This is a genomic window from Gordonia tangerina, assembly GCF_021556435.1.
In the GTDB taxonomy this organism is placed as follows: Bacteria; Actinomycetota; Actinomycetes; order Mycobacteriales; family Mycobacteriaceae; genus Gordonia; species Gordonia tangerina.
Map to the genome: position 1 here is coordinate 24217 of NZ_JAKGCU010000003.1, position 15861 is coordinate 40077.

Consider the following 15861-nt stretch of genomic DNA (forward strand, 5'->3'; position numbering starts at 1 on the left):
GAATTCGATGGTGAGGACACGGCAAATGGCGCAGTCGCACAACCCCGAGGCCGCTGAGCAACATACCGCGAAGGTCATCGGTGTCACGGTCGCCGCGGCGGTCGGCGGCTTCCTGTTCGGTTTCGACAGTTCGGTCGTCAACGGAGCGGTGGAGTCCATCGAGGACACCTTCGGCATGGCCGAACTGCTGACCGGTTTCGCCGTGGCCATCGCACTGCTCGGTTGTGCCCTCGGCGCCTGGTTCGCAGGTCGGCTCGCCGACGTGTGGGGACGCAAGCGCGTCATGCTGCTGGGATCGGCGCTGTTCATCATCAACTCGATCGGTACCGCATACACCCAGACGGTTCCGGACCTGTTGCTGTGGCGCGTCCTGGGCGGCATCGGCATCGGCATCGCCTCGGTGATCGCGCCGGCCTACATCGCCGAGATCGCACCCGCGCGCTACCGCGGCGCCCTCGGATCGCTGCAGCAACTCGCGATCACACTCGGCATCTTCGCGGCGCTGCTGTCGGACACGTTGCTGCAAAACGCCGCCGGAGGCCCGGAGAACGACCTCTGGTGGGGCCTGGAGGCGTGGCGCTGGATGTTCCTCGTCGGCGTCGTCCCGGCCGCCATCTATGGCCTGCTGGCACTGATGATTCCGGAGTCCCCGCGCTACCTCGTCGGGCGGCACCGCGACGAAGAGGCCGCGCGAATCCTCCAGGAGGTGACCGGCGAGCCCAATCCGCTCGACCGGGTCAAGGAGATCCGGATAACCGTCAAACGGGAGGCGCGGACGTCGCTGAAGGACATCCGCGGTCCGTCGTTCGGTCTGCATCCGCTTCTCTGGGTGGGTATTTGGCTGGCGATCTTCCAGCAGTTCGTCGGTATCAATGCGATCTTCTACTACTCGACCACGCTGTGGCAGTCGGTCGGCTTCAGCACCGACGAGGCATTCGTGACATCGGTGATCACCGCCGCCATCAACGTCGGGATGACGTTCGTGGCGATCCTGTTCGTCGATCGCATCGGTCGCCGCAAACTGTTGCTCAGCGGCTCGATCGGTATGTTCATCGGCCTCGTCATGGCCTGTATCGCATTCACCCAGGCGTCCTATCTCGACTCCGGCACCGTGGGTGACACGACCTGTACGCCGGGCAACACCAACGCCGATTGCCTTGCCCTGCCGGACCCGTGGGGCCCGGTCGCGCTGGTCGGGGCCAACGTGTTCGTGATCTTCTTCGCCGCCACCTGGGGACCGGTCATGTGGGTGATGCTGGGTGAGATGTTCCCCAACAGCATCCGCGGAGTCGCACTCGGTGTGTGCACCGCCGCCAACTGGCTGGCCAACTTCACGATCTCGATGCTGTTCCCGGAGATGAGCAAGACCCTTGGCCTGGGGTGGATCTACGGGTTCTTCGCCTTCTGCGCAGCGGCGTCGTTCTTCTTCGTGCGGTCCAAGGTGGAGGAGACCAAGGGGATGGAGCTCGAGGACATGGACGCGGCTGCCGCATCGCGCCTGTCCCAACTCGAGGCGATCCGGTCGGCCAAGGGCGGCGGTCGCTGATCAGTCGTCGTCGTTGTCCGGCTCGGAGCCGAGGCCGGTCAACAGCAGCCACTGTGCGGCGAAATAGCTTGCGAGCACCCAGGCCTCACCGGCTGCCGCGAGGCGCGGATTGTTGATGAGGTGACGTCGGTTGATGATCGTCAGGTCCGAGGCCAGAAAGAGCAGACCCCCGGTACGCATCGCCGATCGAGACGGGCGCATACCGGCGGCGGTCGCCGACATCAGCGCCAGGGAGTTGCCGTAACCGCCGAGTATCGGCAGCAGCCGCGGACGGTGCACCGCGAGGACGGTCGCGGATTCGGCGAGGACAGCGGTGCGGGCGAGGAGCCCCCGTCCAGATGGCCGCGCGCCGCGCCGCATCATCGCTGCCGTCAGGCACAACTGCGCGCCCGCGAACAGTGAGGCACCGAGCTGCAGCCGTCGATCCTTGTCGGCCGGTTCGTCGGCGAACTCCTCGAGCAACATGGCGCGATCGCCGGCGGCGGAGAAGGCCACCGCCCCGGCGAGTAGCGCATTGTCGGTTCCCGACCGAGTGCCCGCGTGCCGAGCGACGTCGACCCCGAGAAACAGCAGGGGAAGCGGTTTGGTGAGCGCTGCCGGCCGACGACGGTGCGCTGCGCCGGCCACCGTGGCGGCGGTGGCCAGCGCCAGATAGGTGAGGGCGCGCCCGTCCGGCCGCCGAGTGCGACGCGGTTGGGAGGCCCTCACCGACCGGCCACGCGAGCGACGAACCATCGCATGTCGTTGTCGGACAACGCTTCGGACTGTTGTTGGTTGACCGCGAGATACGTGCGTGCGGTCACCCGGCGGTCGGCGTGCTGTGCGTCGTTGAGATACCGCAGCGACAGTGGCACGACGACATCCTGGTCGAACAGACTCTGCGTCATCATCACCGGCCGGGTGAATCCCTTGATCGGGATCATGTGGGTGCGGGAGACGACATCGAGCAGCTGGCCATTGCCCGACAACGGCTGGCGGAACAGCGATCCGAGGGTGGTGCCGGAGAACTCCGCGGTCAGGTCGTCGGCGCAGACCGCAGCAGCGCGATCGAGCCAGTGCCTACCGGAGTCGGTCAGGAACGCATCGAGATCGACCGATTCACGGGCGTTGCGGATCGCGCTGAGGGTGAACAGCACGGCGGACTCGACACCACTGGGCATGGTGCCGGTCTCAGGTCCGAGGCCGCCGATCAGTGTGTCGAACTCGACCGGGATGGACGACACGGCCGACCCGCGATAATCCAGCTTCGGCCCCTGCATGCGGGTGGCGGTGCGTGCGAGCTCGATGGCCGCGGCGGCGCCCTGGCCCTCACCGACCACAACCCAACGGCGACTGAGGTTCTCGGCGACATCGCGACTGGCCCGGACGGCATCGACGATGTTGCGCGAGGTGGTGTCTGTGTCGAAGTACTCCGGTGTGCCCTGCGTGCCCAATCCGGCGTAGTCCGGGGTCACCACGGCGTATCCGCGGTCGAGCCAGCGTGCGATCTGGTCGCTGTCGGCGCGGGTCGGTTGCGCTGACGGCGCACACCGGTCGGCGATGCCGCGGCTGCCGTGCGCCCACACCAGGATCGGCCAGCCGCCCCCTGGTGCTTTTCCGGCCGGCACCTCCACCGAACCGGTGGACAACCGTGGTTCCCGGTCGGTGCCGGTGCTCCAGTAGGTGAACGCGGCTCCGGAACCGGCAGTCGACGTCAGTCGGTGTTTGGGCAGGTCCCGGTTGGCGAACACCGACCCGGCGGCTCCCGCGGCCGGGGTGGCGCCGGGCGCACCCGCGGCGGTCGTCGGTGTGAGGACCGACGTCGCACCCAGCAGGAGGGCGGCGGCCGCGATGGGCAGTGCGGCGCGGGCGCTGCGAGTGGATCTCCGTCGGCGGATGGCGCGGCGGGGGTGAGGCGAGGACATGATGTGGCGGCTTCTCGTTGTCAAGGGGTGTGCTCGTCCGAAGGGCCCGTCAGGCCTCGACTATGCCCACGGCGGGTAGGAAGTAGCAGGTGCGCCCGGCATGGTCGGCGGTTCCGTAGACGGCCGACAAGACGGTGCCGTTGCCGGTCTGCACCGGTGCCAGGCGGACCCCGGACAGCAGTGGCAGCGCCTTGAGGATCGGTGCGTCGCTGATCGGCTCGAGATCGGCGAATCCGCCCTGCAGGGTGGCCACGTTGAACCAGGCGATCTGCATCTTGGCGTCGGTTGTGCCGGCCGATGCCGGGACAAAGGCATACGCGGTCTGACCGTCATCGACGAGGTTCAGCTTTGGCAGGGTGATCCCGAACAGTTCCTCGAGCGGGGTCAGGGGTTCGGATGCCAGGGGCCATGGCCCTGGGACCGCGCCGGCGCCGGCGGTGACCAGCCCCAGCGGGTTGTCGTCGGTGGGAGTGGTGCAGAACGGCGCCACCGACGGGGTGAGTGGCTGTATGCCGAGGGTGCGCAGGAGCGCCATGGGGTCGGAGTCGGCGACCGGTGTCGCGGCACCGCGGACGGCGATCTGGTCGCTGGAGAGCTGGCCGACACTGGTCATGATGGCCTGCGCGGCGTCGAGTGCCATCCGGTCGACCCCGGCATCCTTCAGCAACCGCACGGCCGCCGCGAGTTCACTGTCGAACGGGATGTCGGGCAGCGTCAGGGAATTCGGCTCTACCAGTGGCGCGGCTGCTGCGGGGGTCGCCAGAGCCGGTACACACAGTCCGGCAGCAGCTGCGACGGCAACGCCGAGCGCACCCGCTCGCAGACGGTACGGGCGACGACGGCGGCGTGTCCGCGCGCCGGCTCCCACCATGTCGCTGCCCACCATGTTCTCTCCTTCAACGATGCACGCCGCCGGGTCTCACCGGCGGTGTTACGAATGTGACAGATGTTGCTCAAGTTAAAAGAGAGCACGATTGACAGCGACGGAGCAAGTCGTGAGTCCGACCTGTGACATGGTCGCGATCATGGGGCGATCATCTGGCGGAGCGGATCGAACCCGCAGGTGGTGGACGTGTGGCGGTGATCACATGGTCCGTTGGGCACTACGACGACACCCCCGAGGACGTGAGTCCCGGGGGTGTCGAATGGTCGGGGTCGGTGACTATATGTGTCGCCGCCCGTGGGTCAGATGATGGCGAGGCCGATCGTCGGCACGATGGTGCAGCTGTTGATGCGTCCGTCGCTCTTGGTGGTGACGTCACCGTAGATCGTCGACACGATCCGACCCCTGCCGGTCTTGGCGATCCCGGTGAAGGTGCCCGGGCCGTCGGTCACATTGATCTTCGGGTTGCGCTTGAGCGGCTGCTGGCCGGTTCGGCCGTTGTCGATGTTGAGCCAGGTCACCCACAGCTTGCGATCGGGGTTGTTGATGGCCGGGCCGGTGCCGAGACTGGTGTAGACGTAACCGGCCTCACCGCGCTTGGGCCCCGGCGCGGGCGCATCCTGCGGACCGGCGGTGACCAACGCCCGGCCCAGCGAGTTGCCGCCGTCGGGACTGCCGTTGCCCTCCATGCAGCCGAATCCCAGCGTCGGATAAAGAAATTCCTGGATCTTCGGTGCATTGGGTCCCTGTGGGATCTCGGGCTCGCCGGGTTTGCGTTCCGCGGCCAGATGTCGCTGCGCTGCCACCCGTCCCGGCTCGCCGAGGAAGTCGATCACGTCCTGCCAGATCTCTTTGACCTTCGGCGGCAGACCGGGGGCGGCCGCGAGGGCTTTGGCCTGGTCGAGAAGTTGCGGGCTGATCTTGCCGTCCGGCCCCTTGGTGGCGACAGCGCCGATGATGGCGGGGGCGAAGGCGCCGAGCGAGTCGAGGACGCGCTGATCGACCTTGGGCTGTGCGGGTGCCGGCGCGGCATCGGCGACGGCGGGTACGGCCAGCGAGGTCGCCGCGACGAGGCTCATCGCCGCAACCGTGATCCGGCGTGCCGGGCGGCCGGCGTGGCTACGGGTGCGGGAGGAGCGCGGGCTCAGGAGTGCAGGCAAACGCACTGTTTCCGGTCCAATCGGTCGTCGGTGCGGGCCGGTTGTGGCCTGCACTCCGCGGTCAGTGACGGACGACGCAGATCGCGTCGCGCGTCATTCTATGCACCCGCCGACGACGGGCACCGTCCAGGGAGCCTAACGCCAAAGAATGTGACCAATGGTGTTGTTGATGCAATTGTTACTGATGGGGTTCGCTGTGGCAACGGTCGTGTAGTCGTGGAGTTACTGGTTAGATCGAGCAGTGGCCAGACGACGAGAGAGGTGGCCGTTCATCGTGATCGGTGTCCACAGACGCAGATACGTGACCAGGGCAGTCGCCGCAGTGGCAGCGGTGCTGACCGGTGCGACCGTGGTGGCCGGATGCGCCGACGACGCGGAGCCCGGCGCCGAGGTCACGTTGCTGACACACGATTCGTTCACCCTGCCGGATTCGGTGTTCGACACCTTCCGCCAGGAGACCGGATTGACCCTGAAGGTGGTCAAATCCGGAGATGCCGGCCAGCTCGCCTCGACCGTGTCGCTGACCCCCGGATCGCCCAAAGCGGATGCGGTGTTCGGCATCGACAACACCTTTGCCTCGCGTCCGATCGAGGCGGGTGCGCTCGAGCCCTACCAGTCGCCGATGGCGGCCGGCGGCGCCGCCGATTACGCGCTGCCCGATTCCGACAACGAACTGACCGCGGTGGACCGTGGCGATGTCTGCCTCAACGTCGACGACGATTGGTATGCCTCACGCGGTGAGGAACCGCCGACGAGTCTGCGTGACCTGCGTGACCCGAAATACGCGTCGCAGGCCGCCTTGCTCGATCCCGGTACCTCGTCGCCCGGACTCGCCTTCCTGCTGACCACCATCGGGGTGTTTCCGCAGGGATGGCAGGACTACTGGAAGACGGTGACCGCAGGCGGTGCGACCGTGGTCTCCGGTTGGGAGATCGCCTACAACCAGCTGTTCTCCGCCGGTGAGGCGCAAGGCGACAAACCCATCGTGCTGTCCTACGCATCGTCGCCGGCCGCCACCCCGGGGACCTCGGCGCTCCTCGACAGCTGCTGGCGGCAGGTCGAGTACGTCGGAATCCTCAAAGGGACCGACAATCTCACCGGCGCGCGAAAACTGGTCGACTTCATGCTCTCGCCGACGGTGCAGGAGGCCCTGCCGTCATCGATGTATGTCTATCCGGTGCAGCAGGGGACACCGCTGCCCGACGGATGGGTCCAGCGGGCCCCGGTGCCGTCCTGGACTGTCAGCCTCCCACCTGCCTACGTCGCGCAGAATCGGGAGGCGTGGCTGCAGGAATGGCGCGACGCCGTCGGGCGGTGACGGGCCGGCGTCTGGGCGTGTTCGCGCTGAGGTTGGTGCCCGCGGCTTTCATCCTGGTGTTCTTCCTGTGGCCGCTCGGTGCGCTCGTGCGACGCGCGGTCGAGGTGCGTTCGGGCGAGGGTATCGGTGCCTTGCTGCGTCGCACCAACGCCGTGGACCTGTTGGGCTTCACCCTGTTTCAGGCTGCCGCGTCCACCGTGCTGGCGCTGGTGGTCGCTGCGCCGATGGTGTGGCTGATCGCCCGTATCGACATCCCCGGCTCGCTGTTGCTGACGGTCGTGGTGACGGTGCCCTTCGTGTTGCCGACGGTCGTCGTCGGGGTCGCGTTCCGGGCTTTGCTCGATGGCCCGCTGGCCTTCGCTGACATCTCGTCGGGACTCTGGCCGATCCTGCTCGCCCACGCCTTCCTGAACGTCGCGGTGATCGCACGGGTGGTCGGGGCGGCGTGGCGGTCGGTGGACCCCCGGCTCGCCCAGGTCGCCCAGACGCTCGGCGCTTACCGGGCGCGCGCTTTCGTCGACGTGACCCTCCCACGCCTGCTCCCGGCGGTCGGCGCTGCCGCTGCGCTGGTCTTCCTGTTCTGTTCCACGAGCTTTGGGGTGATCATCATCCTGGGCAACGGGGAGATTCGCACTCTGGAGACCGAGATCTACACCCAGGCCGTCAGTTACTTCCGCATTCCGGAAGCGGTGACCCTGTCGATGCTGCAGATCGTCGTGGTGGTGGCCGCGCTGCTGCTGACCCGGCTGTTCACCGAGCCCGGCGGTTCGGGTCCCACCGCTGCGGCCGAGACCCGGGTACGGCCTCGGGGCAGGCAGTGGTTGCCGGTGTCCGCCGCTCTGGCGTGGGTCGCGGTGGTCCTGGTCGCGCCGCTGGCGGTCCTGGTGGTGCGTTCGGTACGCCCCGGAGCCGACGGGACCTGGACGCTGGCCGGCTACCGCGCGCTCAACGAATCGGTCAACGGCGTCACCCCGCTGGAATCGCTGCGCTACTCGTTGGTCACGGCCGCGCTCGCGATGGTGATCGCGCTGGTGGTCGGTCTCCTCGCCGCCATCGCGATGCATCGATCCACCGGGGCCTGGGCGGCAGCGGGGGGCGTCATTACTACCATTCCGCTCGGAATCAGCGCGGTGACACTGGGATTCGGCTATTTGATCGTGCTCGCGGCGTTGCCCCGGGAGGTGGCCGCATCGCCACTGGTCATCCCGTGCGTTCAGGCACTGATCGCCATCCCGGTGGTGGTACGGGTGGCGGTGCCCGCGCTCGAATCGGTGTCGTGGCGACTGCGGCAGGCCGCGATGACGCTCGGCGCGTCACCGCTGCGGGTGTTCTGGACCGTCGACCTGCCGATGATCGGACGGTCTCTGGGCGCGGCCGGCGGGTTCGCCTTCGTGATGGCGCTCGGGGAGTTCGGTGCGACGAGTTTCCTGGCGCGCGCCGACACCACCACGCTGCCGGTGCTGATCGGGTCCGCCCTGAACCGACCCGGCGCGGAGAATCTGGCCACCGCCATGGCAGCGTCCGTGGTACTGGTCGCCGTGACGACCCTGGCGGTGACGATCGTGGAGGCGCTGCGGCCGCGCCAGGGGGCGCTGCTCTGAGATGGTGGATCGCTGACATGCTGGAACTCGACAATGTGGCAGTGCGGTACGGATCGACCACGGTGATCGACGAACTCACCTGGTCGACGGGCACCGGCGGATCGGTGGTGACCGCATTGCTGGGTCCCTCGGGGTGTGGCAAGTCCACGCTCATCCGGGCCATCGCCGGACTGGAGCCCCTGACAACGGGGCGGATCATGTTCGATGGCCAGGACCTGGCCGACACTCCGGCGCATCGGCGTGACTTCGGGGTGGTGTTCCAGGATGGGCAGCTCTTCGGCGGGCGCAGTGTGGCCGCCAACATCGCCTACGGGTTGCGGATGCGTCGATGGCCCCGTCCAGCAATCCGGGTGCGAGTTGAGGAGATGCTCGAACTGGTCCGTCTCAGCGGGTTCGGGGAGCGTCGCGTGGAGGAGCTCTCCGGGGGCCAGGCGCAACGTGTCGCGCTGGCCCGGGCGCTGGCACCCCGCCCGCGGCTGTTGTTGCTCGACGAGCCACTCGCCGCGCTCGACCGGTTGCTGCGTGACCGGTTGGCCACCGAGATCAGAGACATCGTCACGACCACCGCGACCCCGACGATCGTGGTCACCCACGATCACACCGAGGCCGCGCTGATGGCCGACTCGATCTCGGTGATGCGCAGTGGCGCGTTGGTGCAGACCGCCGCGCCGGCTGAGCTGTGGCTGAGCCCGAAGGACGAGTGGACGGCCCGGTTCCTCGGCGTGACCACCGTGCTGGCCGCCGAGGTCACCGACGGACGAGCGGTGACCTCGCTGGGGGAGGCCACCCTCGATCTCCCGGACGGACACGCGTCGTTGGGGCTACGGCCCGAGTCCGTGCGTGCCGTCGGTGTCGTCGGGGAGAGCCCGTCGTCCGGCGTAGTCGCGGCCGTAGCCGATCTGCCGGCCGGTCGCCGGCTGCGGGTGCAGGTGGGCCACATCGAACTCGATGCCATCACCTCGGATCGACTCGGCGTGGGCGACCGGGCCGCCCTCGAGCTGGTCGAAGAGCGGGTCGCGGTGATCGGCGAATGACCGGACACCGGATCGTGGTGGCCGGGGCGGTCCTGGACCGTGATCGATTACTGCTGGCGCAGCGGCGCTATCCACCCGACCTGGCGGGCCTCTGGGAGCTACCGGGCGGCAAGGTCGAGGCGGGGGAGAGCCCCGCGGACGCGCTGCGTCGAGAACTGCGTGAGGAGCTCGGGGTGACGATCGCGGTGGGCGCGGCGCTGCGCGAATCGGTCGCCTTGACCGGCGATCTCACGCTGGTCGCCCTGCGGGCGCGCATCGAGTGCGGCACCCCGCACCCCGCCGAACACGAGGCGCTGCGTTGGGTGGATGCGCCGGGCCTGCGACTGATGCACGACTCGGGTCGACTGGTACCCGCCGACAACGTGTGGGTGCCCGAACTGCTCGGCGACCTCGGCGGGTGAGATGACATCGATGCGGGCCAGGCTCACCCGCGGTTCAGCTCCTCGGCCAGCATCACGATGATGCCGCTGGGCCCCCGCACGTAAGTGAGCCGATAGCTGTCCCCATAGGTCCCCACGCCGCGCAGCGGGTGGCACCCGTGGCGAGCGGCGATCTGCAGTGCTTCGTCGAGGTCATCGACCGAGAACGCGACGCGGTGCATACCGATCTCGTTCGGACGCGTGGGTGCGGTCTCGATCGCGTCGGGGTGGATGTATTCGAAGAGTTCGAGACGCCCCAGGCCGTCGGGTGTCTGCAACATGGCGATCCTGGCGTGGTTGCCGTCGAGGCCGACGGCCGTGTCGGTCCATTCGCCGCTGACCGTGTCGCGACCGAGCACCTCGAGTCCGAGGTCGGTGAAGAATGCGATGGCCGCGTCGAGGTCACGTACGGCGATGGCGACGTTCTCGAGTTTGATGCCCATGCCCGGATCCTACGAGCGTCTCCCGTTGGTCCCTGAGGCGCGAGCTTGCGAGCGACACGAAGGGCCCTCGCACACCCTCAGGCCGCGCGCGCCCGCTTAAGGGCCTTGGTGAGCTGCTTCTTCGTCATCTGCGCACCGTCGAGTTTGCGCATCCGATGGACCACCACCGGGCACCGTACGCACCTGGTGGACTTGCGGCAGCATTTCTTCTTCGGCTTCAGTTCGGCGATGTCCGCCGGGTGGACCTTGCCCATGCGCCGGACATTAGCATGCCCTAACTTATCGGCCGACCCGGAGATGTGATCGCGATCTCAGCTTGTCGCCCGATACCCTGTACGCGTTGACTTGTCCACCGGTGATCGACCGGTCCCCATCGCAGTGAAAGAGAGCTCAGTGAGCGCTGTCCACAACTTCCGAAACGTCGCGATCGTCGCGCACGTCGACCACGGCAAGACCACGCTGGTCGACGCGATGCTGCGCCAGTCGGGGGTCTTCGGCGAGCGCGCCGAACTCGTCGACCGCGTGATGGACTCGGGTGACCTCGAACGCGAGAAGGGCATCACCATTCTCGCGAAGAACACTGCGGTCCATCGTCGCCAGCCCGACGGCACCGAGGTCGTCATCAACGTCATCGACACGCCCGGCCACGCCGACTTCGGTGGCGAGGTCGAACGCGGCCTGTCGATGGTCGATGGTGTGGTGCTGCTCGTCGATGCCTCCGAGGGTCCGCTGCCGCAGACCCGGTTCGTGATGCGCAAAGCACTCGCCGCATCGCTGCCGGTGATCCTGGTGGTGAACAAGACCGACCGCCCGGACGCGCGCATCCAGGAGGTCGTCGACGAGAGTCAGGATCTGCTGCTCGACCTCGCCTCCGACCTGGACGACGAGGCCGCTGCCGCGGCCGAGCTCGCACTCGAGCTCCCCGTGCTCTATGCCTCCGGCCGCGCCGGCGTCGCCAGCACCGAGCAGCCCGCCGACGGCGAGGTGCCGTCGGGGGAGAATCTCGACCCGTTCTTCGATGTGCTCCTCGAGCACGTTCCCGCGCCCAAGGGCGACCCCGATGCGCCGTTGCAGGCGCATGTGACCAACCTCGACGCGTCGGCGTTCCTCGGTCGCCTGGCCCTGGTCCGTATCCACAACGGCACCCTGCGCAAGGGCCAGCAGATCTCGTGGTGTCGTGAAGTGGACGGGGAGCCGGTCGTCGAGAAGGCGAAGATCACGGAGCTGCTGGCCACCGTCGGCGTGGACCGCGCCCCGGCCGAATCGGCCGTGGCCGGTGACATCGTCGCGGTGGCCGGTATGCCGGAGATCATGATCGGTGACACCCTCGCCGACCTCGACAACCCGGAGCCGCTACCGCGGATCACCGTCGACGAGCCGGCGATCTCGGTGACCATCGGCACCAACTCCTCGCCGCTCGCCGGCCGGGTGTCGGGCCACAAACTGACCGCCCGGATGGTGAAGTCGCGCCTGGACTCCGAACTCGTGGGCAACGTGTCGCTGCGGGTGCTCGACATCGGCCGTCCCGACGCCTGGGAGGTCCAGGGCCGCGGCGAGCTTGCACTGGCCATCCTGGTCGAGCAGATGCGACGCGAGGGCTTCGAACTCACCGTTGGCAAACCTCAGGTGGTGACCCGCAAGGTCGACGGCAAGGTGCAGGAGCCGTTCGAGCACCTGACCGTCGACGTCCCCGAGGAGTACCTCGGTGCGGTCACCCAATTGCTTGCCGCCCGCAAGGGCCGCATGGAGCACATGAACAATCACGGCACCGGCTGGGTCCGGATGGAGTTCATCGTGCCCTCGCGAGGCCTGATCGGGTTCCGCACCGACTTCCTCACCGAGACCCGGGGAACCGGCATCGCCAACGCCGTGTTCGACGGATACGACGCGTGGGCCGGCGAGATCCGCGCACGCCACACCGGATCGCTGGTCAGTGACCGCACCGGCAGCGTCACCCCGTTCGCGATGATCCAGCTCGCCGACCGCGGCACCTTCTTCGTCGAGCCGGGTGCCGACACCTACGAGGGCATGGTCGTCGGGATCAATCCGCGTGCCGAGGATCTCGACATCAATGTCACGCGCGAGAAGAAGCTGACCAACATGCGCCAGTCGTCGGCCGACGTGATGGAGACCCTCGCCAAGCCGATGCAACTCGACCTCGAGGGCGCGATGGAGTTCTGCGCCGCCGATGAGTGTGTCGAGGTGACGCCCGAGGTCGTGCGGGTGCGTAAGGTGCATCTCGACTCCTCGACGCGCGCCCGCGAGCGCTCGCGGGCGAAGTCGCGTGACCAGGCGGCCGGATAGCCGGCGCGTGTGCGCCCGGCGTCGATTCGCGCCGTGACGAGCTTGTGGGGGTGTTGTCGGTGAGTCGTTGGCAGGCGGGAGCGGGCCGCGTGAGACAGTCGGTTTCCGGTGGACGCAGGGTCCGGCTGCTGGCACTACTCGGCGCTCTCGCGCTGCTGGCGACGGCGTGTATGTCCAACCCGCCGCCGCCGGTGCGAGAAACCGCTCCACCGCCCACTCCGACCGAGTACCCGACCGAGAAGACGGTCTATGTCGCGACCGATTCGGTCGGTGGCGGCTTCAACCCGCACATCGGTGCCGATCAGGGCACTGTCACCACCGCGGTCGCGGCGATGACCCTGCCGAGCGCATTCCGGCCGGTCGCAACGCCGGAGGGAGTGGTGTGGCAACGCCAGGAGGCGTTGATCACCTCGGCCGAGGTCACCTCACGTGACCCGTTCACCGTGACCTATCAGATCCACACCGATGCCCAGTGGTCGGACGGGCTGCCGGTCACCGGTGACGATTTCTCGTATCTCTGGCAACAGATGTCGCGCCAGCCCAATGTGGTGGCGCCCGCGGGATACCGGCTCATCGACTCCGTGCAGTCGCGCGCAGGCGGTAAAGAGGTGCAGGTGACCTTCGCCCAGCCCTATCCGGGGTGGCGGCAATTGTTCACCGATCTGCTGCCCAGTCACGTGTTGCGGGGTGCTCCGGCCGGTTTCCAGACCGGTATGGACAGCGGGAAACCGGTGTCGGCGGGCCCGTTTGCGATCGTCTCCATCGACCAGACCCGCGACGAGGTGCGGTTGGCTCGCAACGACCGATACTGGATGGAACCGCCCAGTCTCGATCAGGTGGTGCTGCGACGTGCCGGCACCGCATCGCAGATGGTCGAGTCGGTGCGGACGGGCGACTCGGCGATCGCCGCGGTGCGGACCAGCCCGGCGACCACCGCCGAACTGTCGGCCGTTCCCGGTCTGATGACCCGCCGCAGCCCCACGTCGCGGGCTCTGTCGATCAGCGTCAACGCCCGCACCTCGACGATGCGTGCACTACCGATACGGCGTGCCGTGCTGGGAATGATCGACCCGGATCTGGTGACCCTGGCCGGTGCCGGGGACGACATCGTCACGCCGTTCGCCAACACCGTTTTCGCACCCACCGATCCCGGATACTTCCCGGTGGATCGTGTCCGGCCGACGGCCGATGAGATCGCCGGTCTGCTCGCCGACGAGGGTTACCAACGGGCAGCGCCCGACGAGGAGACCACTAATCCTTCCGGTGCTCCGTCGGCCTCGATGGGTGCGTCGAGCGCGCCCGCATCGCCCGCCGAGTCGGGTTCCGACGGCCCCAGCGCGTCCGACGGTGGCACCGAGGTGGAGCCGCTACCGGCCGGAATCGCCCCATACCGCAAGGACGGCGACGACCTGGTGATCCGGGTGGGCGCCATCAGCGGGGATCCACGATCCACCTCGGCGGCGGCCAACATCGTCGACCAGTTGCGCGGCCAAGGCGTCCGGGCAACGGTGCTCGCGCTGCCCAACAGTGAGCTCTACGGTGTCGCGCTGACCAACGCGCGTGTCGATCTCGTGGTGGGCTGGCAGGGCCTCGGCGTGCCGGCCGCGGCATCGCTGGCCTCCCAGGTCGACTGCGATCAACCCAAGCCGGGGACCGCGCCGTCACTGTCGACGCCGCCTACACCGGCCAGTGTGTCGCCGGGTCGCGAGGGCGCGGCCGACGACAGCTATGCGAGTAATGTCTCCGGGATCTGCGATCCGCAGCTCATCGGTCTGGCCCGCGAAGCGCTGTCCGCGCCGAACCCGATCCCACTGCTCACCGAGGCCGAGCCGTTGCTCGCCGCACAGTCGGTTTATGTGCCGCTGTATCAGGACAGCATGTTCGTCGGCCTCACCGACCAGGTCGTCGGGGTTCCGCTGTCCGGACCGATCCAGGTCGCCATCTTCGGCGACACGGTCGCCTGGGAGCAACGATGACCACCGACACCTCGCGGCGTTTGCTGCTGCTGCACGCGCATCCCGACGACGAGACGATCATGACCGGCGGCACCATCGCCCGTTACCTCGCCGAGGGCGTCGACGTGCGCGTGCTGACCTTCACCCTCGGTGAAGAGGGCGAGGTCATCGGCGACGAATGGGCGCAGCTGGCCGCCGACGGTGGAGCCGATCAACTGGGCGGATACCGAATTGCGGAACTGAGCAGCGCGCTGGCCGCGCTGAGTCCGGCTGGGCGACCGGCGCTGCGGCCGAGATTTCTCGGCGGAGCGGGGCATTGGCGGGACTCCGGCATGGACGGCGCACCGTCTGCGCAGCATCCGCGCGCGTTGGTCCGGGCCGGGTTCGACGATCTCGTCGACACCCTCGTCGACGAGATCGTGTCGTTTGCACCGCAGGTCGTCGTCACCTACGACAACGCGGGCACCTACGGCCACCCCGACCACAAACTGGTCCACGCGTCGACCGTGGCGGCCCTGCCACGGGTGCATGCTCGGATGGCCGGCGGGTCGCTGCCCGAGCCGGTGAAGGTCTACGAGTCGATCACCGAACGCTCCGCGCTGCGTTCCGGGTTGTCGGCGGCGGCAGGCCGGGTGCCGAACGGCTGGCGACTACCGGCAGCCGACGAGTTGCCCAGCCACCCCGACCACACCATCACCACCGAGATCGACGTCGGCGACGTCGTCGATCGCAAGGTTGCCGGATTGCGCGCACATGCGACTCAGGTGACCGTGGCGCCGTCCGGATCCGAATACGCGCTGTCCAACAACATCTTGCAGCCCGTCTTCGACCGGGAGCACTTCGTGCTGATCTCCGCGCGCCACCGGCCCGAGCCGGGGCGACGGGAGACCGACCTGTTCGCCGGGATCGACTGATGCGTCCCGTCGACCGCGCATTGCTGGCCTTGCTGGTGGTGAACGGCTTCGTCGTCGGTGTGTTGTCGGTGGCGTTCGTCTACCTGCGTTTCGGCGGCATCGCGATCCCGGTGGCGGCGGTGCTCGCCGGGATCGTCAACGCGGTGTTGCTCTGGCTGGCTGCGGCCATCACCGACGGACCGTTGCGTTTCCTCCCGCTGCTGGCCTGGTTGCTGGTGCTGGTCGCCGGCGCGCTGCCCGGCCCGGGCGGCGATCTCGTGCTGGTGCCGGACGGAACGTTGGTGCTGCCCACCCTCGGTCTGCTCGCCATTGGCGCAGGCGTGCCCTTTCTGCTTGCCTGGACCCGGCGGTTGCCCGATCCCGACGACCGCTGAGCAGCG

The 15861-nt window shown here is 68.1% G+C and carries 15 protein-coding genes; 9 read left to right on the forward strand and 6 right to left on the reverse strand.

The features are described from left to right. Positions 1-25: 25 nt before the first annotated feature. Entirely contained in the window at positions 26-1546 is a 1521-nt protein-coding gene (locus tag L1892_RS05290) for a sugar porter family MFS transporter (protein ID WP_235722419.1), read from the forward strand. Here L1892_RS05290 and L1892_RS05295 read toward each other — a convergent pair whose 3' ends face one another. From L1892_RS05295 to L1892_RS05310, 4 genes are all read right to left on the reverse strand, one after another. Further along, a complete protein-coding gene (locus L1892_RS05295; RefSeq protein ID WP_372474966.1) occupies positions 1547-2254 on the reverse strand; it encodes a lysoplasmalogenase family protein in 708 nt (235 codons plus the stop codon). Beyond that, complete coding sequence (locus tag L1892_RS05300; protein ID WP_235722421.1) at positions 2251-3450, reverse strand: lipase family protein; 1200 nt, start codon at positions 3448-3450, stop codon at positions 2251-2253. The genes L1892_RS05295 and L1892_RS05300 overlap by 4 nt, the downstream gene beginning before the upstream one ends. Before the next feature lie 49 nt (positions 3451-3499). Next, entirely contained in the window at positions 3500-4336 is an 837-nt protein-coding gene (locus tag L1892_RS05305) for a hypothetical protein (RefSeq protein WP_372474967.1), read from the reverse strand. Positions 4337-4635: 299 nt separating this feature from the next. Next, positions 4636-5412, reverse strand: coding sequence for an Rv1157c family protein (locus L1892_RS05310; protein WP_235722423.1), 777 nt, complete (start codon positions 5410-5412; stop codon positions 4636-4638). Between the two features lie 382 nt (positions 5413-5794). Here L1892_RS05310 and L1892_RS05315 point away from each other — a divergent pair, with 382 nt between their 5' ends. From L1892_RS05315 to L1892_RS05330, 4 genes are read left to right on the forward strand one after another with little or no spacing between them, the layout of a single operon-like run. Next, a complete protein-coding gene (locus L1892_RS05315) occupies positions 5795-6811 on the forward strand; it encodes a thiamine ABC transporter substrate-binding protein (protein ID WP_235722425.1) in 1017 nt (338 codons plus the stop codon). Further along, positions 6787-8412, forward strand: coding sequence for an ABC transporter permease (locus L1892_RS05320; protein WP_235722777.1), 1626 nt, complete (start codon positions 6787-6789; stop codon positions 8410-8412). The genes L1892_RS05315 and L1892_RS05320 overlap by 25 nt, the downstream gene beginning before the upstream one ends. Before the next feature lie 17 nt (positions 8413-8429). Then, positions 8430-9446 carry an ABC transporter ATP-binding protein gene (locus L1892_RS05325; RefSeq protein ID WP_235722427.1) on the forward strand — a complete coding sequence of 339 codons (1017 nt, stop codon included), beginning with the start codon at positions 8430-8432 and terminating at the stop codon, positions 9444-9446. Then, on the forward strand, positions 9443-9847 hold the full coding sequence (locus L1892_RS05330) for a (deoxy)nucleoside triphosphate pyrophosphohydrolase (RefSeq protein WP_235722428.1): 405 nt from the start codon (positions 9443-9445) through the stop codon (positions 9845-9847). Before L1892_RS05325 ends, L1892_RS05330 begins: the two co-directional genes overlap by 4 nt. 23 nt (positions 9848-9870) lie before the next feature. Here L1892_RS05330 and L1892_RS05335 read toward each other — a convergent pair whose 3' ends face one another. Together L1892_RS05335 and L1892_RS05340 are read right to left on the reverse strand one after the other, a co-directional pair. After that, positions 9871-10308: a VOC family protein gene (locus L1892_RS05335; RefSeq protein ID WP_235722430.1), complete on the reverse strand. Its 438-nt coding sequence runs from the start codon at positions 10306-10308 to the stop codon at positions 9871-9873. Positions 10309-10385: 77 nt separating this feature from the next. Further along, on the reverse strand, positions 10386-10562 hold the full coding sequence (locus tag L1892_RS05340; RefSeq protein WP_235722432.1) for a hypothetical protein: 177 nt from the start codon (positions 10560-10562) through the stop codon (positions 10386-10388). A 139-nt stretch (positions 10563-10701) separates the two neighbouring features. Between L1892_RS05340 and typA the strand changes: the two genes are divergently transcribed. Genes typA through L1892_RS05360 form a run of 4 tightly spaced genes read left to right on the forward strand, consistent with a single transcriptional unit; the run spans position 10702 to position 15855 of the window. Continuing rightward, a complete protein-coding gene (gene typA / locus L1892_RS05345; protein ID WP_235722433.1) occupies positions 10702-12612 on the forward strand; it encodes a translational GTPase TypA in 1911 nt (636 codons plus the stop codon). Between the two features lie 44 nt (positions 12613-12656). Then, a complete protein-coding gene (locus L1892_RS05350; protein WP_372474968.1) occupies positions 12657-14588 on the forward strand; it encodes an ABC transporter family substrate-binding protein in 1932 nt (643 codons plus the stop codon). After that, complete coding sequence (gene mshB / locus L1892_RS05355) at positions 14585-15481, forward strand: N-acetyl-1-D-myo-inositol-2-amino-2-deoxy-alpha-D-glucopyranoside deacetylase (protein WP_235722435.1); 897 nt, start codon at positions 14585-14587, stop codon at positions 15479-15481. The genes L1892_RS05350 and mshB overlap by 4 nt, the downstream gene beginning before the upstream one ends. Then, positions 15481-15855: a facilitated glucose transporter gene (locus L1892_RS05360; protein WP_235722437.1), complete on the forward strand. Its 375-nt coding sequence runs from the start codon at positions 15481-15483 to the stop codon at positions 15853-15855. Before mshB ends, L1892_RS05360 begins: the two co-directional genes overlap by 1 nt. The last annotated feature ends 6 nt before the right edge of the window (positions 15856-15861 follow it).

What these genes read in the sequence shown, in the direction of transcription:
- L1892_RS05300 (WP_235722421.1), bottom strand. Translation starts at nt 3,450, where the DNA reads ATGTCCTCGCCTCACCCCCGCCGCGCCATCCGCCGACGGAGATCCACT.
- L1892_RS05330 (WP_235722428.1), top strand. Translation starts at nt 9,443, where the DNA reads ATGACCGGACACCGGATCGTGGTGGCCGGGGCGGTCCTGGACCGTGAT.
- L1892_RS05340 (WP_235722432.1), bottom strand. Translation starts at nt 10,562, where the DNA reads ATGGGCAAGGTCCACCCGGCGGACATCGCCGAACTGAAGCCGAAGAAG.
- L1892_RS05290 (WP_235722419.1), top strand. Translation starts at nt 26, where the DNA reads ATGGCGCAGTCGCACAACCCCGAGGCCGCTGAGCAACATACCGCGAAG.
- L1892_RS05325 (WP_235722427.1), top strand. Translation starts at nt 8,430, where the DNA reads ATGCTGGAACTCGACAATGTGGCAGTGCGGTACGGATCGACCACGGTG.
- mshB (WP_235722435.1), top strand. Translation starts at nt 14,585, where the DNA reads ATGACCACCGACACCTCGCGGCGTTTGCTGCTGCTGCACGCGCATCCC.
- L1892_RS05335 (WP_235722430.1), bottom strand. Translation starts at nt 10,308, where the DNA reads ATGGGCATCAAACTCGAGAACGTCGCCATCGCCGTACGTGACCTCGAC.
- L1892_RS05320 (WP_235722777.1), top strand. Translation starts at nt 6,787, where the DNA reads ATGGCGCGACGCCGTCGGGCGGTGACGGGCCGGCGTCTGGGCGTGTTC.
- L1892_RS05305 (WP_372474967.1), bottom strand. Translation starts at nt 4,336, where the DNA reads ATGGTGGGCAGCGACATGGTGGGAGCCGGCGCGCGGACACGCCGCCGT.
- L1892_RS05360 (WP_235722437.1), top strand. Translation starts at nt 15,481, where the DNA reads ATGCGTCCCGTCGACCGCGCATTGCTGGCCTTGCTGGTGGTGAACGGC.
- L1892_RS05310 (WP_235722423.1), bottom strand. Translation starts at nt 5,412, where the DNA reads ATGAGCCTCGTCGCGGCGACCTCGCTGGCCGTACCCGCCGTCGCCGAT.